Annotated in this window: 17 protein-coding genes; 6 read left to right on the forward strand and 11 right to left on the reverse strand. The window is 64.2% G+C overall.

All coding sequences use genetic code 11. The features are described from left to right. Positions 1-22 precede the first annotated feature (22 nt). The 4 genes from BFC21_RS03095 to BFC21_RS27125 all read left to right on the forward strand — a co-directional run bounded on the left by BFC21_RS03095 (position 23) and on the right by BFC21_RS27125 (position 5,336). Positions 23-3,454 (forward strand): hemagglutinin repeat-containing protein, encoded by a 3,432-nt coding sequence (locus BFC21_RS03095; RefSeq protein ID WP_120265673.1) that lies wholly within the window; start codon positions 23-25, stop codon positions 3,452-3,454. A gap of 105 nt (positions 3,455-3,559) precedes the next feature. Continuing rightward, positions 3,560-3,859, forward strand: coding sequence for a DUF5629 family protein (locus BFC21_RS03100; protein WP_086796434.1), 300 nt, complete (start codon positions 3,560-3,562; stop codon positions 3,857-3,859). After that, entirely contained in the window at positions 3,849-5,021 is a 1,173-nt protein-coding gene (locus BFC21_RS03105) for a lactonase family protein (RefSeq protein ID WP_120265674.1), read from the forward strand. Before BFC21_RS03100 ends, BFC21_RS03105 begins: the two co-directional genes overlap by 11 nt. A gap of 66 nt (positions 5,022-5,087) precedes the next feature. Further along, positions 5,088-5,336 (forward strand): hypothetical protein, encoded by a 249-nt coding sequence (locus BFC21_RS27125; protein ID WP_141229043.1) that lies wholly within the window; start codon positions 5,088-5,090, stop codon positions 5,334-5,336. Positions 5,337-5,512: 176 nt separating this feature from the next. On the opposite strand, the gene BFC21_RS03110 is transcribed toward BFC21_RS27125, so the two are convergent. Both BFC21_RS03110 and BFC21_RS03115 read right to left on the reverse strand, forming a co-directional pair. Further along, the gene (locus tag BFC21_RS03110; protein WP_088377164.1) at positions 5,513-6,247 is read right to left on the reverse strand and encodes an anti-sigma factor; all 735 of its coding nucleotides are present in this window, start codon (positions 6,245-6,247) and stop codon (positions 5,513-5,515) included. Then, positions 6,244-6,750: a sigma-70 family RNA polymerase sigma factor gene (locus BFC21_RS03115; RefSeq protein ID WP_016780583.1), complete on the reverse strand. Its 507-nt coding sequence runs from the start codon at positions 6,748-6,750 to the stop codon at positions 6,244-6,246. Before BFC21_RS03115 ends, BFC21_RS03110 begins: the two co-directional genes overlap by 4 nt. A 162-nt stretch (positions 6,751-6,912) precedes the next feature. Between BFC21_RS03115 and BFC21_RS03120 the strand changes: the two genes are divergently transcribed. Then, a complete protein-coding gene (locus tag BFC21_RS03120) occupies positions 6,913-7,995 on the forward strand; it encodes a catalase family peroxidase (RefSeq protein ID WP_120265675.1) in 1,083 nt (360 codons plus the stop codon). Beyond that, positions 7,992-8,531 carry a cytochrome b gene (locus tag BFC21_RS03125; RefSeq protein WP_088377166.1) on the forward strand — a complete coding sequence of 180 codons (540 nt, stop codon included), beginning with the start codon at positions 7,992-7,994 and terminating at the stop codon, positions 8,529-8,531. The genes BFC21_RS03120 and BFC21_RS03125 overlap by 4 nt, the downstream gene beginning before the upstream one ends. A gap of 116 nt (positions 8,532-8,647) precedes the next feature. On the opposite strand, the gene BFC21_RS03130 is transcribed toward BFC21_RS03125, so the two are convergent. The 9 genes from BFC21_RS03130 to BFC21_RS03170 form a co-directional block, all read right to left on the reverse strand. Next, a complete protein-coding gene (locus tag BFC21_RS03130; protein ID WP_088377167.1) occupies positions 8,648-9,235 on the reverse strand; it encodes a glutathione S-transferase in 588 nt (195 codons plus the stop codon). Next, positions 9,232-12,873, reverse strand: coding sequence for an AAA family ATPase (locus tag BFC21_RS03135; protein WP_120265676.1), 3,642 nt, complete (start codon positions 12,871-12,873; stop codon positions 9,232-9,234). Before BFC21_RS03135 ends, BFC21_RS03130 begins: the two co-directional genes overlap by 4 nt. Continuing rightward, positions 12,870-14,111 carry an exonuclease SbcCD subunit D C-terminal domain-containing protein gene (locus BFC21_RS03140; RefSeq protein ID WP_083369486.1) on the reverse strand — a complete coding sequence of 414 codons (1,242 nt, stop codon included), beginning with the start codon at positions 14,109-14,111 and terminating at the stop codon, positions 12,870-12,872. Before BFC21_RS03140 ends, BFC21_RS03135 begins: the two co-directional genes overlap by 4 nt. Before the next feature lie 66 nt (positions 14,112-14,177). Next, entirely contained in the window at positions 14,178-15,812 is a 1,635-nt protein-coding gene (locus tag BFC21_RS03145; RefSeq protein WP_088377169.1) for a BatD family protein, read from the reverse strand. Then, the gene (locus tag BFC21_RS03150) at positions 15,809-17,542 is read right to left on the reverse strand and encodes a VWA domain-containing protein (protein ID WP_088377170.1); all 1,734 of its coding nucleotides are present in this window, start codon (positions 17,540-17,542) and stop codon (positions 15,809-15,811) included. The genes BFC21_RS03145 and BFC21_RS03150 overlap by 4 nt, the downstream gene beginning before the upstream one ends. Next, positions 17,539-18,615 carry a VWA domain-containing protein gene (locus BFC21_RS03155; protein ID WP_088377171.1) on the reverse strand — a complete coding sequence of 359 codons (1,077 nt, stop codon included), beginning with the start codon at positions 18,613-18,615 and terminating at the stop codon, positions 17,539-17,541. Before BFC21_RS03155 ends, BFC21_RS03150 begins: the two co-directional genes overlap by 4 nt. Next, positions 18,608-19,102: a DUF4381 domain-containing protein gene (locus BFC21_RS03160; RefSeq protein WP_088377172.1), complete on the reverse strand. Its 495-nt coding sequence runs from the start codon at positions 19,100-19,102 to the stop codon at positions 18,608-18,610. The genes BFC21_RS03155 and BFC21_RS03160 overlap by 8 nt, the downstream gene beginning before the upstream one ends. Further along, complete coding sequence (locus BFC21_RS03165) at positions 19,099-20,043, reverse strand: DUF58 domain-containing protein (RefSeq protein WP_016780593.1); 945 nt, start codon at positions 20,041-20,043, stop codon at positions 19,099-19,101. The genes BFC21_RS03160 and BFC21_RS03165 overlap by 4 nt, the downstream gene beginning before the upstream one ends. A gap of 3 nt (positions 20,044-20,046) precedes the next feature. Then, positions 20,047-21,006 (reverse strand): MoxR family ATPase, encoded by a 960-nt coding sequence (locus tag BFC21_RS03170; RefSeq protein WP_016780594.1) that lies wholly within the window; start codon positions 21,004-21,006, stop codon positions 20,047-20,049. Positions 21,007-21,251: the final 245 nt, after the last annotated feature.

Below are 21,251 nucleotides of genomic sequence, written 5' to 3' on the forward strand. Positions count from 1 at the left end.
ACTCACGCAAAGGAAGACTTTTATGTCGACTCGAAAAAAACGCTTTCATCTGTCTGCCCAGGGGCAATTGCGCTGGGCCATTGCCGGCTTGTGCGTACTACCGCACTGGGCGCTGGCCAATGGTATTACCGTGGCCGACGGCCCGGGTGGCACGGCGCAGCTGCTCAACCAGGGCGGGGTGCCGATCGTCAATATCGTGGCGCCCAATGCCGGGGGGCTGTCACACAATCAGTTCCTTGATTACAACGTCGATCGCCAGGGTGCGGTGCTCAACAACGCCCTGCAGGCTGGGCAGTCCCAGTTGGCCGGGCAACTGGCGGGCAACCCGCAGTTTCAGGGCCAGGCCGCCAGCGTGATCCTTAATGAAGTGGTCGGCACCAAGGCCTCGGCCCTCAACGGCCGCCAGGAGGTGTTCGGGCGCCAGGCCGATTATGTATTGGCCAACCCCAACGGGATTTCGGTCAATGGGGGTGGTTTTATCAATGCTGGCAACGCCAGCCTGGTGGTGGGCCGCCCTGACGTGGCCAATGGCACCTTGCAAGCCCTGGACAGCGGTGCGGCGCGTGGGCAGTTGCAGGTGCAGGGCGGTGGCCTGAGCAACCCGGACGGGGCCATCAGGCTGATTGCCCCACAGATCGACAGCCAGGGGTCTGTCACTGCGCGTGACCGCTTGGATCTGGTGGTGGGGCGCAATCGCGTCGACGCCGCCAGCGGCCAGGTGAGCAAGGTTTATCCGCTCGCAGATGGCGGCCCTGCGCGTATTGACGCCAGCTTGTTCGGCGCGATGAAGGCCGGGCGCATCAATATCGTCAGCACTGCCGAAGGCGCGGGAGTGCATATCGGCCCGGGGCAAGTGTCGGGCACCGAGGGGGTCAGTGTCAGTTCGGCCGGTGATCTGGTGGTCAGCGGCCAGGCCCACGCCAACAGCCTGGACGCCAGCCGCGCCGTGGTGCAGAGCCGTCAGGGCGATGTCGAACTGCACAGTGCTCGTGACTTGAGCCTGGCCGGGGCCGATATCAGCGGCGGCAACGTGCGCCTTGATGCCGGTCGCAACCTGACCCTGAGCAGCCTGGAAAGCACGGCCCTGCAGGAGAAACACGAACAATGGCAGAACAAGGCCCTGTTCGTGACCTACGAGACCTTTGACCGCACCACCCGTGATCGCGACTCGCGCCAGCATGGCACCCGGGTCGAGGCCCGGCACGATGCCCGGCTGTCTTCGGCGGGCGACACCCTGGTCAAGGCCAGCAGTGTCGAGGCGGGCGATCAGTTGCGCATCGACAGCGGCGCCAGCCTGCGCTTGGCGGCTGCCACCGAAACCCATGAAACCCGCGATCAGGGCAGCCATCGCAAACACCTGTGGAAGGAGAACTGGGACAACAGCCGCCACGAGGAGCGCAGTGTTACCAGCAGCCTCAAGGCGGGCAAAGGCCTGGAGCTGACCAGCCGTGACACGCTGCAGCTGGCAGGCGCCGAACTGACAAGCCCCGGGGATATCCGTCTCAAGGCGCGGGATGTGGCGATCGGCAGTGCCAGCCGCAGCCAGAGCAGCAGCGGCAACCGCTACTCCGGCGACCTGGTGGGCGGCAGCTTTTTCGGCCGCCAGGGCGATGCTGACCAGGGCCAGACCCTGCATACGGGTAGCCGGGTGAATGCCGACGGCAAGCTGATTGTCCAGGCCGACTCGGTGCATGTCAGCGCCAGCCAGGTGCGTGGCGGCACCCAGGCCAGCGTGATCAGCGACAGCGGCGCGTTGGTGATCGACGGCGTGCAGGACACCTTGCGCAGCAACACGCATGACAAGGACAGCAAGTTCTTCTCGCTGATCAACGACGAGCGCCATCAGGTGCGCAGTGACAGCAACCTGGTCGCCAGCGACCTGCGTTCGGACAGCAACCTTGAACTGCAAAGCGCCGGGGACATCACCGTCAGCGGCTCGCGGGTGTCGGCCAACGGGCAGAACACGCTGGCAGCCAAGGGCGATATCCACCTGGTGGCTGGCGAAAGCAGCGTGCAGGATGACACCCGCACCCACTCGCGCGGCTTTACGGCCGGGGCCGGCGAGACCACACCCGGCAGCCATGAGTATCGGCTGGCTGTGGGCTTGAAGAATCAACAGCAACAGCGCCTCACCGACAATCGCCAGCAGCAGGGCGCGAGCGTCAGTGGCGCGAATCTGGCCGTGAGCGCAGGGGGCGACCTCCGCGTCAAGGGCTCCGACCTCGCGGCCACTGCCGGCGATGTGCGCCTCAGCGGTCAGCATATCGACCTGTTGGCAGCCCACGACACGGCAGACAGCCGCACTGACTCCCTGGTCAATGCCGGTGGTGTGGTCTGGACTGCCAGCCTGGACAAGGTCAGCAGTGGCCTTGAGTACCAGCGCCAGCACCAGCAGGACAGTCGCAACCAGAGCACCGCCAGGCCCACCGGCGTCACGGCCACGCACAATGTGCTGTTGCAGGCGGCAGATGCACTGGTCAACCAGGGCACCCAAATCGAAGCGGGCAAGCAGTTGCGGGTGGAGGCTGGCCGGGTCGATAACCAGGCTGCCCACACGACTGACAGCACCAGCCACAGCGAGCAAGGCTGGCAGGCCGGGCTTGGGGTCAGCGCGGAGATCAAGGGCCTGAGCCGGCCGCTGGAAAAAGTCGTCAAGGGCCTGAGCCAGGGCAAGCTGCCCGAGGGCGAATGGCTCAAGGGGGTCGAGCTGGCCAGTGTGGGGCTCGACGGCCTGGTGGGCTATAACGCCAAGCAGCAAACGCAGCAGGACAGCACGGCGGTTGTCAGCCAGCTCAATGCTGGCGCGGTGCAGCTCAATGTTCGCGGTGCACTGCAGGATGAAGGCACGCGCTACCGTGCCGGCGACGGCGCACTGAACATCAAGGCCGCCAGCCACAACGCCGTTGCTGCCAGCGACAGCCACCAGCGCAGCGAGCAGGGGGTTGAGGCCCGGCTCGGCCTGCGTGTTTACACCACCACCGGCGAGGACGTGAACCTGCGCGCCAATGGCGCCGGCAAGTACCAGCGAGCCGAGGACACCCGCAGCAGCGCTCAGGTGGGGCGCTACGCTGGCAGCCAGGGCGTGAGTATCCAGACGCGCAACGAGGCCCGCTATGCCGGTGGCGAGTTTGACGGCGGTGCCGGCGATGTCAGCCTCAAGGCGGGCGGCGCGCTGGCACTTAACCAGGCCACGGACAGCCACAGCCGCAGTTCAAGCACCCTGGGGGCCACGGCATCACTGAAGCTGGAAACCGCCAAAGACGGTGGTTTCACCCCGGGCGGCGAGCTGAAACCGCAGATCCAGTACCAGAACGAGCAGGGCAGCGAGGCCCGGACTGCCTCCGTGCAGGGCCAGGGGCGCCTGCTACTGGCAGGTGCCACCGTTGACGGTGAGGTGCTCAAGGGCGATGAACCTCAGCGGTTACAGGCGGGCATTGATCAACCGATAAACTAAAAGAGGCAGCAGGCTGCACCCATAAGCGTGCATTCACGTGTCGCGCTTATGGGTTGCACCGCGGATTTAACCTATCATTACGCCTTTCCAACAGGTGATTGATTAATGAGCGATTCAAACCAGACCTTGCGCACAGCCCTTGAAACCAGCGATATGCTGGTGATTGACGGGCTGCATGCCTGGGATTTTTCTCTGGACGATGTGCAATTGCTCATCAAGTGCATGGACGGGCGTGCTGAAAAACGCTGGCACTTCACCGCGCCGCAGATTGACGCGGCGGTATTTGACCAGGGCCTGCAAAGCTGGACCCTGACCGGCGACTCGGGTGAGCATCGCCTGGTTTGCCTCAGCGCCCTGAGCGCAAACAACGATGACGATGACACCGAGGTGACGGATGAAGTTTAAAAACCTGCCGATGCTGATGGCGTTGAGCGTGGGCGCCATGTCGGCCCAGGCCGAATCGCGCAATGAAGTGGAGCTGCTGGTGGGCTCCTACACCCAGGGCAAGAGCCAGGGTATCTACCGCTTGCAGTTTGACAGTGACAAGGGCCGCATTGCCCCCGAGCCGCTGCAAGTGTTCAAGGCCGCCAACCCTTCGTGGCTGACCCTGTCCGGGGACCAGACCCGTCTGTTTGTGGTCAATGAAAACGGCAAGGGCCAGGCCGACGTGGTGGGGCGTGCCAGCAGCGTGGCGATTGACCCGAAAACCAACGAGCTGACCCTGATCAACCAGGTCAAGACCCTGGGTGAAGAGCCGACTCATTCCAGCCTCAGTGCCGACGAGCGTTACCTGTTTGTCGCCAACTATGGCGTACACGCCGACCCGGGCGGCAGCCTCGCGGTCTTGCCGATCAATGCCGAAGGCCAGTTGCAGCCGGTGACGCAGATGAGCAGCCACCCGGCCAGCAAGGTCAACCCCGAGCGGCAGATGTCGGCCCATGTGCATTCGGTGGTGTCCTCGCCGGACGGCAAGTTTGTCTACGCCAGTGACCTGGGTGCGGACAAGGTATTTGTCTACCGCTACGACCCGGCTGCCAACCCGGAGCATCCGCTGGTGGCGGCCGAGCCTGCCTTCATTGAACTGCCGCCAGGCAGCGGGCCACGTCACCTGCTGTTTTCCAAGGACGGCAAGCATGCGTACCTGACCACGGAAATGAGTGCCCAGGTGTTTGTGTTCGACTATGACAATGGTCGCCTCAAGCAGCGCCAGGCGCTGGAGCTGGCCAAGGGCATGCCGGCGCAAAACCGCGCGGCGGGTGCGGTACATGCCTCGGCGGACGGCAAGTTCCTGTACGTCAGCAACCGTGGCAAGGCCAATGAAATCCTGGTGTTTGCGATCAACCCGGACAATGGCGAGCTGAGTGAAATCCAGCGTCGCTCGGTGGATGGCGATCACCCGCGTGAATTTGCCCTGAGCCCCAACGGCAAGTTCCTGCTGATTGCCAACCAGATGAGCAATGCCATCGTGGTCGTGGCGCGTGACCCTGCAACCGGCAAGCTGGGCGAGACCGTCCAGACCCTGGCGATGGATGCGCCGTCTGATGTGAAATTTATCAACCGCCCGTAATCATGGGCGTGCAGCCTTGTATCAATCGCACTGATAGACGCTAGTGCTGCAATGAATTTCTGCACGATGACCCTTGGCGTTAAGTTGGTTTCACGGCCTGAAAAGGCAAGCAAGCCAACTGAATCGTCGAGGGTTAGTGCCATGAACTTCAATCTTTTCTCCGTTATTGCGGCTTCCGCCATCTCCGCCACCGTGGCCCTGCCTGCCAGTGCAAGCACTGTGGTGAGCGACAAGAAATCCGCGTCCTACACGCAAAAATACCTGCAACAAAGCGCCAATTTTTATGCGGCGCTGGATCATAAAACCCGCTCTTGAGAGCACATTATCCGTAGCAGCTGCCGAAGGAACGAGGCTGCGTTCGGCGGCGAAGCCGTCGTAAAATCAGGCGCTTCAGTGTGTCAGACAAGTTGAGTGCTCAGGTTTCGCGACGGCTTCGCCGCCGAACGCAGCCTCGTGCCTCGGCAGCGGCTACAGGGAATGTGCCGCACCGTTCATAGCCCCACCGTTTCCAGCAGCCCGGCCGGGCCGACCACGGCGTAGTTGTAGCCAGGGCCGGACCAGTACTGGGCCTGCAACTCTCCATCCTGGCGACTCCCCCGTGGTAGCAGGCTGTTGTGCGGGCCCGGCGGGCGGATATAGAAGCTGATCTGCCGACCTTGCCGGTCCTGGTACAGCACCATCGCCGCACCGCCCTGGTCGGTGCTCAGCAAGCGACTGCTGACCGGCTGGAAGCCTGCGCCGGTCAAGTCCGGCAAGCGTTCGGCGCGGCTGAAATAACGGTCAAGCCAGCCTTGCATCTCACTGCCCTGGGCAACGTGATAGTCCGCGGGCAAAAATCCTTTTTCGGCAAACATGCGATGGGCCGCCAGTGCGTCGCTCATGGGCAAGCTGCTGCCTGCCTGGGTCATTTGCCTGGCCTGCCAGCCGCCGATGCCGCCCATGCCCACGGCCAACACCAATACCGCTGCACTGGCCCAATGGCGCCGTGCCTGGCGGCGCTGGCGCTGGCGTATGGTCGCAGGGTCGAGGGCCGGGTTGGCAGCTTGCAGCAAGCCTTGATGCAGCGCGCTGCGCAGGTTTTGCGCGTCGCGCTGCCAGGCCTCGACCTGCGCGGCGATTAGCGGGTTGGCCTGCAGGTACCGCTCGATTTCAAGGCGTTCGGCGGCGCTGAGTGCGTGATCGACGTAAGCGTGAAGGTCGTGCTCACTGGGCGGGGTGGTGATCATTTGAGTCTCCGCAGGGCCGGGCGGGTGATTTCGCCCTCGCTGAGTTGGCGCAAGGCAGTACGCGCCCTGGACAGGCGCGACATGACGGTGCCGATGGGCACATCAAGGATTTCGGCGACTTGCTTGTAGCTCAAGCCTTCAACCGACACCCAGAGCAGCAGGGCGCGTTGTTCGCTGTTCAACTGTTCAAAGGCTTCGAGGGTCGATTGCGCAAGCACCGTGCGCTCGGTGGAGGGCTGGGTGTCATCGCGGCCGGTAAAAAACTCCAGCATGCGCGCATAGCGCCGGGAACGGCGGTGTTGGTCGACAAACTGGCGGTACAGGATGGTGAACAGCCAGGCCCGCAAGTCGCCCTCGGGGCGTTTCTCGGCAACGCTGCCCAGGGCGCGCTCCAGGCAGGTTTGCACCAGGTCATCGGCATTGCTGGCATGACGGGTCAGCGACAGCGCAAACCGGCGCAGGCGCGGGATCAGTTCGCGCAGTTGCTCATCAAATGAGGTCATGGTCGGGCCAATTGGCTGGGTGGGTGCAATGCAGACGCTTATGAATAAACCTTATTCCCGCAGGTGTGCAAAAAAACAATGTTCCGCGAGGCGGGAATAGACCCCGGGGGCGTGCGTCTTATAGGCCATTCACCTCACGGTCTTGTGGCCCCGGAGTTTTTTATGGTCGATCAATTGCCGCCTGTGCGGCCCGTTCAACCCCCGTTGAGCCCTGCCAGCGTGCTGCTGCGCCTGGCGGCGATTGGCGCGGTGGTGGCGGTTATCCTGGGCGGTTTTTATTACGTCAATGGCACGCTGGACCCCCAGCGGTTGAGGCCCGCCAAGTTGGTCAATGCACTGGAACACAACAACGGCGTTTACCCGGGTTACCGGCGCAATCATGCCAAGGGCGTGTGCGTGGTGGGGTATTTCCAGGGCAGTGGTGCGGCGCAGGGCTTGTCCGTAGCGCAAGTGTTCGGCACCCAGCGCACGCCGGTGGTCGGGCGGTTTGCCTTGCCCAGTGGTAACCCTTATGCGCCCGACAGCAGTGTGCCAATCCGCAGTTTTGCCCTGCGCTTTACCCAGGCCAACGGTCAGCAGTGGCGCACCGGGATGAACAGCATGCCGGTTTTTGCGGTGGGCACGCCCGAGGCGTTCTACCAGATGCTGCAAGCCGGTGCGCCAGAAGCGGCCACGGGCAAGCCAGCACCCGGGGCGATGCCTGCGTTTTTTGCGGCGCACCCTGAAACGGCGGCGTTTTTGCAGTGGGTCAAGACGGCAAAACCGTCGGCCAGTTATGCCACTGAACGCTATAACGGGATCAATGCGTTTTATCTGGTTAACGCCGCCGGGCAACGTCAGGCGGTGCGCTGGGGAGTGGTGCCGTTGGGGCAGGATGCGCCGGGTACTGTGGCGCCCGGCGATGCCGATTATCTGCAGCAGGACCTGGAAAAGCGCCTGGCGCAAGGGCCGTTGAAATGGCAGCTCAACCTGACATTGGCCGCGGCGGGTGACCCGATCAATGATGCCAGCCAGGCCTGGCCTGCCGGGCGCCAGGTGGTAAACGCGGGGACTTTGGTACTGGAAAAGGCCCAGGCGCAAAACGACGGCGAATGCCGCGATATCAATTACGACCCGTTGATTTTGCCCAGTGGCATCGAGGGCTCGGCTGATCCGTTGCTGGCGGCGCGTTCGGCAGCCTATGCCAGTTCCTATGTACGGCGTACCCGTGAAGTTGACCAGCTACCCAAGGAGCCACAACCATGAGCGCACCCATTTCGCATTTCGCCCCGCTGGCGCGCCTGCTGCACTGGCTGATGGCGCTGATGATTATTGCCATGCTGTTTATTGGCGCGGGCATGGCGGCTTCGGTGTCGCAGCGCCATGAGTGGTTGCTGGGTCTGCACAAGCCGTTGGGGATCGCCATTTTGTTGCTGGTGGTGGTGCGCTTGTTTGTGCGTTTTGCGACTCGCCAACCGCCGTTGCCGGCGGATTTGCCTGCGGTGCAGGTGCTGGCGGCGAAGCTGTCGCATCTGTTGCTGTATGCCTTGATGTTTATATTGCCGCTGGTGGGGTGGGCGATGATATCGGCGGCGGGGGATCCGGTGATGTTGGGCAGTTCATGGCAGTTGCCGGGGATTTTGCCAGCCAATGCGACGACGTTTGCTTTTTTGCGCAGGGCGCATACGTATTTGGCTTACTTGCTGTTTTTTACCGTGCTGGCGCATCTGGCGGCGGCGCTGTTTCATGGCTGGGTCAGGCGCGACGGGGTGTTGCAGAGCATGGTGCGCGGCAAGGACTAAGCCAAAGGCACATTGTGGGAGCGGGCTTGCTCGCGATGGCATCACCACGGTTGGCCGGACAGACCGTAGCGCTTGCATCGCGAGCAAGCCCGCTCCCGCAGGGGGAGTGAGTGGGTTCAGGTTTTTTTCATCACCGAGCCAAACAGCGCCGACGCCAAAAACCGCTCCAGCCAGGCATTCAAATGCGGCAACGGCGCTTGTGCAAACCACTCGCGATCAACATGGGCGAACTGGCGCACAAACGGCGCCAGGGCCACATCCACCAGGCTCAGCGCAGGCCCCGCAAGGTAGGGCGTATGCGCCAGCAAATGTTCCAGCCGCTGCAAATACCCGACACCCTGTGCCCGGTAGTGCTCCATCGGCTGCTCCGGGTAGCGGATGGCATATTTGTAGCGGTCCAGCAGCACCTTGAAGACGCTGTCATTCGCCTCGATCAGCCCCGCGTCATCTGCTTGCAACCAGTTGTCCGGGTCATGTTGGCCCAGAGCCCAGTGCATGATCTCCAGGCTTTGCTCGATCACCCAACCATCAGCACACACCAGCACCGGTACCGTGCCCTTGGGCGAAGCGGCGAGCATTTCGGCCGGTTTGGCCTTGAGGCTGACCTCGACGATAGACAGCGGCACGCCGCTGTAACGCAAGGCCATGCGCGCTCGCATGGCATAGGGGCAGCGGCGGAAGGAATACAGTACGTGTTCGTTCATTTCACCTCCACGGTGCTCAAGCCGTTGCCCTGGCGCTGCACCTGGATTTGCACCGGGATACGCTCGTGCATTTCCTGCACATGGGAAATCACCCCGACCTTGCGCCCTTGCGCCTGCAAGCCGTCCAGGGCATCCATCGCCAGTTGCAGCGACTCGGGGTCAAGGCTGCCAAAGCCCTCGTCGATAAACAGCGATTCGATTTTCAGGGTGCTGGAGGCCATCGACGCCAGCCCCAGGGCCAGGGCCAGCGATACCAGAAAGGTTTCGCCCCCCGATAGCGAATGCACCGAGCGCAGTTCGTCGCCCATCTCGGTGTCCATCACCAGCAGGCCCAGCATGCTGCCGCCGCGCTTGAGGCGGTAGCGACGGACCAGTTGGCGCAGTTGCGCGTTGGCGTGATGCACCAGCAGGTCGAGGTTGTAGGCCTGGGCGATTTTGCGGAATTTGTCGCCGGTGCCTGAACCGATCAGTTCACTGAGACGCGCCCAGCGCTGCCATTGGTCATAGGCCTGGCTGATGCGTTGGCTCAGGGCCTGATTGGCCTGCTGGCGACGCTGGTCTTCGCTTTGCCGGGCGCGCAGTTCGGCACACAGTTGCTCGCTGGCGGCCAGTTGGGCGTGCACTGCCACAAGGGCACTGTCGAGGGCTTCGGCGCCCAGGTTGCCGTTGGCCTGCGCTTGATGCCGGGCCAGGCGCTCTTCGCGCTCTTGCAGCAGTACACGGCCCTGTTCGACCGCTTTTTCACTGTGTTGCAGCTGCAGGCGCAGTTCGCGGACCTGTTCGTCATCCTGGGCCAGCAGCTGTTGCAAGCGCTGGTCATCAAGTTCGCCGTGTTGCGCGCGCCAATGTTGGAGCAGGGCGCTGAGGTTGCCGTGTTCCTGTTGCAGGGCCTGCAGGCGGGCTTGCCCGGCCTTGAGTTCGGCAGCCAGTTGCAGCAGCTGGTTGGCGCAGGCTTGCAGGGCTTGCTCGGCCCGGGCCTGGGCTGTACGCGTGTGTTCCAGCGCATGCTCCAGGGCCTGCTGCCAGTGTTCGGCGCTGGGGTAGTCGCCCAGTAACTGCTTGAGGGTGTGCTGGCTGGCCTGGTGCTGTGCGCTCAGTTCGCCAAGCGAGCTTTGCAGGGCCTCCAGTTCCTTGCGGCGGCTGGCTTGCTGGTATTGCTCACGCTCGATGCTGCTGGTTCGCTCCAGCTGTTCGGCCTGTTCGTCGCGCTGCTGGTCGAGTTGGGCCACGCGCTCAGCCACTTGCTGGTCGAGGGCCATAAAGCAGGCCGAGGCGTTATCGCGCAGGGCCGTGAGGGTGGCCGCGGGCAAGAGGCTGGCAAACGCGGTGAGTTCGTCCTCAAGGCGCTGGCTGTCGGCATTCAGATGGGCTTGCTGCTCGCTCAGCTGTTGGCTGGCAAGTGTGCTGGCTTCGGTAGAGCGCTGCACTTGCTGTTGCAGGTGGGCCGCTTCCTTTTGCAGGGCCAGCAGCGTGTTCTGGCGTTGCTCGTCCTGGGTGATGCTGTGTTGCAGCTGGCTCAGGCGCAGGGCCAGCCACGGCTCGCGCTTGTCCGGCGCCTGGGCCAACCATTGTGGGTACAGCGGGTGGGCTTCAAGGCTTGGGGCCAGGGTCTGTTGCTCTTGATGGATACGCTCCTGCTGCAGCAAAAACTCTTTTTGCTGGGCAATCAGGCCGCCGACTTTTTCCCGCAACTGGGCCAGGGTTTCCTTGAGCCCGTCGACCACTGCGCGGGCGTTGGTCTCTTCCTGTTCATCGTGACGGCTGAGGCTGTGCAGCAAGGCTTCGGGCTGATGATAGGGGTGCTCGGCACTGCCGCACACCGGGCAGGGCTGGTCATCCTGCAACTGCCCGCGCAGTTCTTCGACGCTGGCACTGCGGGCCAGGCGCTGGCGCTCCAGCAGTTGGCGGGTGACCTGCAAGGTTTGCTCGGCCTTCTCAAGATCGGCCTTGGCCTGAATGCCTTGCTGGCTCAGGCGCTCGCGTTCCTGCTGCACGCTGTGTTGCTTGGCTTGCAGCTCCTGCAGGCGCGTATCGAGGGCCTGCTGGCTGCTGCACAAACGCTGTAAGTCTTCAAAGGCGCGCTGTTGCTGGCGGTTGTCGTTGAGCAGGCTGCCCAGGGTCTGGATCTGTTCGTTGACCGCATGGGGTTCGGCGCCGGCTTCCTGAAACAGGATTTCCAGGCTGTTGCGCAGTTCGGTGAGTTGTTGCGCAGCCTGTTGGGCACGCTGCTCAAGGCCGGGCAGTTCCTTGCGTCCGGTGCTGAGGTTATTGCTCAGCCGCACCAGTTGCTGAAGCCTTGGCCGATAGGCATCCCAGGCGTTGGCCAGGGGGGCCAGTTCGCTGCTGCGTTCAAGCTGCGCGGCAATGTGCGCAAGGCGTTGGCTGCCTTGTTGTTGGCGCTCGAGCAGGGCGTTGAGGGCCTGCTGCCCCTGGTTGCAGGCCTGCTCGGCCTGTTGCTGCAGGGCTTGCTGGGTGTTGAGGGTTTGGGTCAGGCGCGCGAGGTTGGCCTGCTCCAGCAGGGCTTGTTGCACCCGCGGTGCCGCTTCCCGTTGCTCGGCCTGCGCCTGGGTGGCCGCCAGTTTGGCCTGGTGCAGTTCGGCTTCCAGCTGGGCCTGGTGCTGGCCCAGTTCGGTTTGTTGCTGCAAATACCCGTTGATCTGCTCGGTCAGCGGGCTCAGTTGCCCATTGAGCTCGGCGAGGCGGGCGAACTGATGGCGCTGCGGCGCCAGTTGCTCCAGCAGATGCAGGGTCTGGCGCTGTTCGGCCTGGCTGTCGTACAGGGCTTGGGCCTGTTGCAACTGGTCGGCTGCACGCTGTCGTTGTTCTTGCAGCTCGTTCAGGGTCTTGAGCCAGCTGTGTTGTTGTTCCAGCTGCTTGAGCTGGCCTTGCTGGTCTTTTAATTGCTGCTGCGCCTGGGTGAAGCGCTGATCCAGTTCGGCGCGGGCCTCGGGCTCCAGCGGGGTGACGCCGACTGCCTGGTCCTGCAGCAACTTGTGCGCGTCCTTGGCTTCCTTGGCCTTGTCGAATGCGCGCTTGCCCAGGCGGGTGTAGAGGGCGGTGTCAGTGAGTTTCTCCAGCAGTTCGCTGCGCTCGTTGTCATCGGCCTTGAGAAAGGCGCTGAACTCGCTTTGGGCCAGCATCACCGCACGGGTGAACTGTTCGAAGTTCAAGCCCAGGCGTGCTTCGAGCTGGACCTTGTAATCACCTTTCTGGCTGGCCAGCAGTTGGTCGCTGTCCAGGTCACGCAGGCTCTGGCGGCTGGCCTGCAGTTTGCCGGTGGCCTTTTCGCGGGCGCGGTTGGCTTCCCAGCGGGCGCGGTAGCGGCGCCCGTCGATGCCGACAAAGTCGACTTCGGCATAGCCCTCACCAGTGCCACGGCGCAGCAGGGTGCGCGGGTCGCCGGTGGCAATCTCGCCGTCAGCATCCGGCACCTTGGCATCGCGGCCGGTGTTGTTCAGCCGTGGCACGGCGCCAAACAGGGCCAGGCACAGGGCGTCGAGCAGGGTGCTTTTGCCGGCGCCGGTGGGGCCGGTGATGGCGAACAGCCCGGCGCTGGCCAGGGGCTCGGCGGTAAAGTCCAGCTCGACGGGGCCGGCCAGGGAGGCGAGGTTTTTCAGGCGGATGGCGAGGATTTTCATGGCTGTTCACCTTCCTGCTGGACTTCCTGCAGCAGCACGGCAAAGTCCTTGAGGGTCTGTTCGTCGGCTTCGCTGCCGTAGTTTTCCTGCCAGGCGCGGCTGAACAGCTCCTGGGGGCTGAGCTGGTCGAGTTCGATCAGGCGCGTGCCGTCGTCATCGTCGCGGCCGGCGCTGCCGGCGTATTCGGCGCCAATGCGGACCAGGCGCACGGATTTACCCTGCAAGGCGGTTTCGATCTGCTGGCGCAGGTCAGGCTGCGGCTCATCGAGCTTGACCCGCACCTCCAGCCAGGGCTGGCGTTGCAGGTCGGCAAGCAGGTCGATATCCGCCAGTTCAGCCAGTTGCGCAAGCACGTCGGCCAGGGGCAACGGGCCGATGCGCTGGAGGTTGACTGCGCGGGGGATCAGGCGCGATTCAACGCTGACCAGGGTTTCGCCCTTGAGGGTGACATCGAGGATCTGGTGCTGGTAGCCAATTTCCGAGAAGGACAACGGGATCGGCGAGCCGCAATAGCGGATGCGTTCTTCGCCATTGACCCGCTGCGGCTTGTGCAAATGGCCCAGGGCGACGTAGCTGATATCGGGGCCAAACAGGCTGGCGGGCAGGGCCTCGGCATTGCCGATAATCAGGCTGCGTTCGGAATCTTCGCTGACCGAGCCACCGGCCATATGGGCGTGGCTGATGGCAATCAGCGCCTGGCCCTTCTTGCGTTTGGCATTGGCGGCCTCGATCAGCCACTCATGGACCTGGCCGATACCGCGCAGGTAGTCATCCCCCAGGTGCGCGCCGGTGACTTCGGCCGGGCGCAAAAACGGCAGCGCCAGGCACCAGGCGGCAATCTTGCCCTTGGCGTCGGGCAGGGGGATAAGCAGGCGCTCGGCATCGAGCTGGCCGTCGTCGAGCCACAATACCCGGCCCAGGGCATGGGTGCGCAAACGCCGCATCAAGGGCCCGGGCAGTTCGATCCGCGAGCCGGAGTCGTGGTTGCCGGCGATCATCACGATGGTCAGCTTGGGCTGTTGTTCGTGGGCACTGACGATAAAGTCGTAGAGCCGCTCCTGGGCCTTCACCGGCGGGTTGACGGTGTCGAAGATGTCCCCGGCAATCAGCAGCACATCGGGTTGTTCGCTGGCCAGCTGGGCCAGCAGCCAGGTGAGAAAACAGGCGTGTTCGAAGTCGCGGTCCTGGCCGTGGAGGTTTTGCCCCAGGTGCCAGTCGGAAGTGTGAAACAGGCGCATAACAGGATCCGTTTGAAAATGGGCTGGCAACCCGCTCGCTCAGGCGGGCACGGGTTGCCTGGGCAATTATTTGGGGTAGAGCGGCGGCAGGCTGCTGGGTTCGCTGGCGGCGTCTTGCTCACGCTCGGTGGCAGGAATGCTGCGAATGGCTTTCCACAGTTCCTCGCCTTGCCAGTACTGGCCGGTTTCGCTGTAGAGCGCGCCATTGAGGCCGTCGAGGGCGTCGGACAGCGGCACAAAACGCGCCGCCATATCGGCCAGGGTTTCCGGCTGTTGCCGCGCCCAGGCGTCCAGGGCCTGGCGGGTGGCCTGGGGGTCGTTGGCCAGGCTGGCGCGCTTGAGGTCGTCGAGCAGGCTGCGCGGGCTTGGCCCGGTTTGCGCGGCACGCGAGATTGCCGGTTGCCAGCGCGCACGCCACCACAGTGCCAGGCTCGCCAGGGTGGTGCAGGCGAGCAGCAGGGTGCTGAGCTGCCAGAGCCACAGCGATGACGCTTCGTTGAACGCCGTCGGCGTACCGCTGGCGGGGGTGTCCACGGCCTGGTTGGGGTTGGCCGCTGCCAGCAGCGTACGGGCCGGCAGGTAGGTGTGCTCCAGATGGTCTTCGTGGGTGTTCCACCACACCACTTCGACGGCGGGCAGTTCGATCTGCCCGACCCGGGTCGGCACCAGGGCTTCACGCTCCTCGCGGCTGCCGATCAGGCCATTTTCGGTGACCTGGTTGCTCAATTGCGGCAAGTCGGGGTAGCGGCGCAGGCCGTTGACGTCGGTGGCGGGCAGGGGCGGCAACTGGGCGCTGGACAGGCCTTCGGCCTTGAGGGTCAGGGTGCGGGTCAGGGAATCGCCGACCATGGTGTGGTCAGGCTCGGGGTTCCAGGTTTCGCTCAGGCTCAGGCTGCGCGCCGGCAACCAGGGGGCATTGGCCGGCCAGGTGTCGGGTTTGGGCAAGACGCTCAACGGTATCTCGGCGGATGTCACATGCACCATCTTGCCCGGTTTTGGCCCAAGGGGGGCCGGGGCGCTGGCTTGCTGGCTGTCGACCTGGGTGGCGCTGAAGGTTTGCGCCGGAATGATCAGCTCGCCGCTGCGCTGCGGGTAAATACCGTAGCGGCGTTCGATTACACCGTGGCGTACGCCGTTGATCAGTTTTTCATAAGTGCGCGACTCCCCCAGTTGTTCGACGATGGCGTCGTCCAGGTGCAGGGTGGTCAGGCTGCTGTCGTCGTACAGCGCCACGGAGTGGTAGATGCGCAGGGTCAGCAGGGCCTGGGCCTGCACATAAACGCTGGGCTGGTCGAGGCTGGCTTCGATAAATACCGGGGCCAGTGCGTTGTCGCTGGCCACGCTCTGGGTCACGGTGAGGGTGATCGGCTGGCTGTGGTAGTCGCCGACTTGCAGCGACGGGATGATCACCGTGCCGGTCTGTTTGGGTTGCAGGGTGATCATCCAGCGCGTGGTGCCCTTGTTGTCGTCGCTGAGGCTGTTGAGCTGGTTGACCTGGCGGGTGCCGCGCACTTCAAACAGGCCGTCCAGCGGCGCCAGGTCGGGTTTGCCGAACTGGGTGACGTCGTCGGATTCCAGGGTCAGCTCAACGGTTTCCCCGGAGTTGAGCTGGTCGCGGTCAACGCTGGCGACCAGGCCCAGGGCGTGCGCGGGCAAGGTCCAGCAACACAGCAAAAGAAGCAAAACACAGAGGCGGTTCATTTGGGCGTGTCCTGATGGAGCTGCTGTTCGTACCAGAATTTGCGCCGCAACAATTCGCCGGGGTTGTCGGGGATCTGTCTGAGCCATTGTTCAAGGGCCTGGCGTTGTTCTTCTGCGGTCTGGTTGGCGGTGGGTACAGGTGCCCGCGTGGTCTGCTCGTCGCCAGGTTCGCCATCGGCGTGCGGGGCGGGATCGGGGTCGAGCTGATCGGCGGGCGCAGGCTCGGTGGTGGGGCTGCTGGCCGAGCTGTGGTCTTCATTATTGTGCGTGGTGCTGCTGGCGGAGCCCTGGGCGCTGGAGCTGAGCGGGGTTTCAGACTCGGCGGGCGCGGGTGGCTCGGCGGGCTGCTCGCTTTGGGCGGCGGCGCGCTGCTGCTCCAGCAGTTTTTCAACCAGGGCCTTGTTTTGTGCGGCGGCCTCAAGCTCCGGTTGCAGCTCCAGTGCTTGCTCCCAGGCGTCGATGGCCGCCTCCAGTTCGCCATTCATGGCCAGGGCATTGCCGCGATTATAGTGGGCGCTGGCGCTGTTGACCTCGGCAAAACGCTGGGCTGCACCGGCATAGTTACCCGCGCGGTACAGGGCCACGCCTTGCCAGAGCGGGTCGCTGAAGTGCTCCACGGCCAGCAGCGGCTTGTTTTGCTGCAGCAGGCGCAGGCCCTGTTGGTCGGGGCGCAGCCACAGGTCGGTAAAGCTCATGGCCTGGGCTGGCTGCGGTTGCAGGATAAACAGCAGGGGCAGGCAGAACAGCCAGCCACGGCGGCCTGCGCAGGCCACCAGCAGCAGAAGCGGCAGCAACAGCCAGTAACCCTGGTCGGCCCAGCTGTCCAGTTGCAGGGTCTGGCCGTCATCGCGCAGGTGGTTCGGGCCGTCGAGCAAGCCCAGGCCACGCAGGTCGTTGTCATCCAGGCGCGCCTGGCGGTAGCGGCCGCCCACATCCAGGGCAAAGGCGCGCAGGCTCGGGCTGTCAAGGCGCGGCAGGAGAATGGCACCCTGATCGTCCTTGAGGAACTGCCCGCTTTCATCGACCACCGGCGCACCCTCGCGGCTGCCAATGCCCAGGATCAGCAGTTGCGGAGCGTGGCCCTGCAAGGCCTGGCGGATGCCGCTGCGCTCCTGTTCGCTGAGCGATGAGGTGATCAGCAGCAGGCGGCCCTGGCCCAGCGCGCCCTGGTCCAGCAGCGCCAGGGCCTTGTCGATCGCCAGGTCGGCGCGATGCCCCGGCTGCGGCATGATCGACGGCTTGAGGGCTTCGAGCAGGTTGCGGCTGGTGCCCATGTCATCGGACAGCGGCACCAGGGTGTGGGCACTGCCGGCGTAGACGATCACCGCGGTTTGCGCGTCGCTGCGGTTTTGCAGCAAGTCGTAGAGCTTGCGCCGTGCCTGCTCCAGGCGGTTGGGCGAGCTGTCGGTGGCGAGCATTTCGGGTGTCAGTTCGAGCATCACCACCAGCGGGTCTTCGGGCTTTTGCGTGGCCTGCTCAACCCGTTGCCAGCTGGGGCCGAGCAATGCCAGCAGGGCCAGCAGCCAGCCAAGCCCGAGGGCGATCCACGGCAATTTGCTGCTGCGGCCAGTGCCGCCGCTGAGCAACACCCGATGAAAGGCCACGGGCAGGATTTTTTGCCAGCGGCCAGCACGTTTTTCCCGGTGCCAGCGTTGCCACAGCAGCCAGCCGAGCAGGGGCAGGGCCAGCAGCCATTCGGGGCGCAACCAGTGCGGCCAGAGCATGCTCATCGGCGCCTGCGCAGACGCAGGCGCTTGAGGCGCGCCCGCCAGTCAGGGTGTTGTTGCAGAAAATGCTCCTTGCTCAGCCAGCGTTGCACGCGGTTGTTGGGCCACAGCTCGCGGATTACCAGCAGCACGCTGAGCAACAGCGCCGCAGCCAGCGGCCAGCTGTAGAGTGCCTGCGCCGGGCGCGCCTGGGTCGGTTGCTGGGCCACGGGTTCCAGTTGGTCGAGGGTGTCCTTGATGGCCGCCAGTTCGCCGCCGTTGCGGGCGCGGAAGTAGCGGCCACCGGTGACCTTGGCGATCTCTTCGAGTGCCGGCTCGTCAAGGTCGACCCCGGGGTTGATGGTGAACATGCCCTTGCTGCTGCTTTCCTCAGGGTCGGCGCCGATACCGATCGGGTAGATCTTGACTCCTTCCTCGGCCGCCAGGCGAGCGGCGGTCAGCGGGTCGATCTGCCCGCCGTTGTTGGCGCCATCGGTAATCAGGATCAGCACCCGGCTCTGCGCCGGACGCTGGCGCAGGCGCTTGAGGGCCAGGCCAATGGCGTCGCCAATGGCGGTGTTTTTGCCGGCGATGCCGATGCGCGCTTCGTCGAGCCAGGTGTGTACGGTGTGGCGGTCGAAGGTCAGGGGGGCCTGCAGATAGGCCTGGCTGCCGAACAGGATCAGGCCGACGCGGTCGCCTTCGCGGTTTTCCAGAAACTCGCCGAGCAGGTTCTTCACCAGGTCCAGGCGGGTGACGTCTTCGCCCTGCCATTGCATGTCGGGGTAGTCCATCGACCCCGACACATCCACCGCCACCAGCAAGTCACGGCCACTGGCGGCAATCGGCAGCGGCTCGCCCAGCCATTGCGGGCGGGCGGCGGCGCTCAACAACAGCAGCCAGAGCAGCACAAAGGGGATTTGCTGACGCCAGGAGGGCAGGGTGGTACGGGCCTTGCGTCGGGCCAGTTGTTCGAGGTCACTGAGAAAACTGACCTGCAGCGCCGCCTCACCGCTGTCGGCAGGCGGCAGCACCAGACGCATCAGCCAGGGCAGGGGCAGCAGGGCGAAGAGCCACGGCCAGGCAAATTCAAACATGCTTGCGAATCCAGGTTTCAACCGCCTGATTGAGCCCGGCGATGGCCTTGTCGTCGAGCTTGCACTCGGGCTTGTAGGCGCCTTCGACCAATACCATCCAGCGGGTCAGGCCGGCAGCCGGGCAGCGGTTGTCGAGGAAGGCCAGCCACTTGCGGCCATTGAGGGTGTGGCTCTGGCTGTAGGGGTAGTGGTTGCGGCACAGGCGCTTGAGCAGGCCGTTGAGTTGCTGCAGCCAGGCGCCGGCGGGCGCGCCGTCGTAGGGCTTGGGAAAGCGCGCCAGTTCTTCCAGGGCGGCCAGGCGCACCGGGTCCAGCGGTTGTTCGGTACGAGCCGGCTGGCGCTTGGCGGGCAGGTAGCGGCGTAGCCACCACAGGCCCCAGCCCAGCGCAGGCAGCACGACCAGCAGCAGCCACCAGCCCGGCGCTGGCGGCCACAGGCCAACTGCGGGCGGGGTGATCAGCGGTTGCAGTTGTTCGAGTTCTTTCATGAGGCTTTGCCGGGGCGTTTGGCGTTGAGGTATTCGCGCAGCTGTTCGACCATTTCGCTTTGCGTGCTCAGTGGCATGAGCAACACCCGTAATTTTTGCGCCAACAGTTCCCAGCGTGCAATACGGGCCTCGGCCTGGGCCCGGTAGGCCTGGCGCAGATCATAGTTGAGGGTGTCCAGCTCCAGCTGCGCACCGCGCTCGGCAAAGCGCAGCAGCCCGGCGGCGGGCAGGGCATGGTCGAGGGGGTCGGACAACGGCAGTAGCATCAGGTCGCAATGGCGCGACAGCAGGCTCAGTTGCTGTTCGGCGGCGTCCGTGAGGGCGCGCTCATCGCAGATCACGATCACCAGGCTGCCGGGGCGCAACACTTCGCGGGCGCGGATCAGGGCCATGCCCAGGGCATCGCGGTCCGATTGCACCTCGGTGTGTAGCGACTGGTTGACCCGCACCAGGCGGTTGAGCAGTTGCAGCAGGCTTTGTTTACTGCGCCGAGGCTTGATTTCATAGTGTTCATGGTCGCCAAACACCAACCCGCCGACACGGTCGTTATGGCCCAGCGCGGCCCAGCCGATCAGGCTGGCGGCCTGGGCGGCGAGCACCGACTTGAACATCAGCCCCGAACCGAAAAACAGCCGGCGGCTTTGTTCGGCGAGGATAAAGATCGGCCGCTCGCGCTCCTCATGGAACATCTTGGTGTGCGGTTCCTGGGTGCGGGCGGTGACGCGCCAGTCGATGGTGCGTACATCGTCGCCGGCCTGATAGACCCGTACCTGGTCGAAGTCGACCCCGCGCCCGCGCAGCTTGGAGTGATGCAGGCCCACCAGCGGGCTGCGCTGGCTGGGCGAAGAAAACAGCTGCACCTCGCGCACCCGGTGACGCATCTCGATGAGTTGCGCCAGGGTGATGCGGATGCCGGGCTCGGCGGGCAGGGGGGTGTTCATCGGTCAGGCAACGGCAACGACGTCGAGGATGCGCTGCACCACGCGGTCCTGGTCGATACCGGCGGCTTCGGCTTCGAACGACAGGATGATGCGGTGGCGCAGCACGTCAAACAACACGGCCTGGATGTCTTCGGGGCTGACAAAGTCGCGCCCGGCCAGCCAGGCATGGGCCCGTGCGCAGCGGTCCAGGGCAATCGAGCCACGCGGGCTGGCGCCGTAGGCGATCCATTCGGCCATTTCCGGGTCGAACTTGCCCGGAGTGCGGGTGGCCATGACCAGTTGCACCAGGTACTCCTCCACCGCATCGGCCATGTACAGGCCAAGGATCTCCTTGCGTGCGGCGAAGATGGCCTGCTGGCTGACCCGGCGCTCGGGCTTGGTTTCGCCATTGAGGGCTTCGCCACGGGCCTGCTGCAGGATGCGGCGCTCGACGGCGGCGTCCGGGAAGCCGATTTTTACATGCATCAGAAAGCGGTCGAGCTGGGCCTCGGGCAGCGGGTAGGTGCCTTCCTGCTCGATGGGGTTTTGCGTGGCCATCACCAAAAACAGCGGCGACAGCTCATAGGTGCTGCGCCCGACGCTCACCTGGCGTTCGGCCATTGCTTCCAGCAAGGCCGATTGCACCTTGGCCGGGGCACGGTTGATTTCATCCGCCAGCACCAGGTTATGAAAGATCGGCCCTTGTTGAAACACGAAACTGCCGGTTTCCGGGCGATAGATCTCGGTGCCGGTGATGTCGGCGGGCAGCAGGTCGGGGGTGAACTGGATTCGATGGAACTGCGCTTCAATGCCTTCCGCCAGTTCCTTGATGGCCTTGGTCTTGGCCAGGCCAGGTGCGCCTTCGACCAGCATGTGGCCGTCGGCAAGCAGCGCGATCAGCAGGCGGTCGATCAACTTTTCCTGACCGAGGATCTGGGTTGAAAGAAAGGTTCGCAGCGCTAGCAGCGCTTCACGATGTTCCATCGAATACTGTTCCTGAAAAGGACACCGGCGGCGCAAGAATTACGTCGGGGCTGGGGGCGTTACTTTAATCCATTGGAGGCCTTGCGGACTAATGGCGGTGGGGCTTTTTACGGAAAAAACTGAAATGAGCCGTGTTGTTGAGAATGGTGCTCATCTGCATGGGGTATGGCGGATAAAAAAGGAGGGGGATGTTGCGTAGCAGCTGCCGAAGGAACGAGGCTGCGTCCGGCGACGTAGTCGTCGTA

The organism is Pseudomonas sp. TMW 2.1634 (assembly GCF_001703595.1).
GTDB classification, from domain to species: Bacteria; Pseudomonadota; Gammaproteobacteria; order Pseudomonadales; family Pseudomonadaceae; genus Aquipseudomonas; species Aquipseudomonas fragi.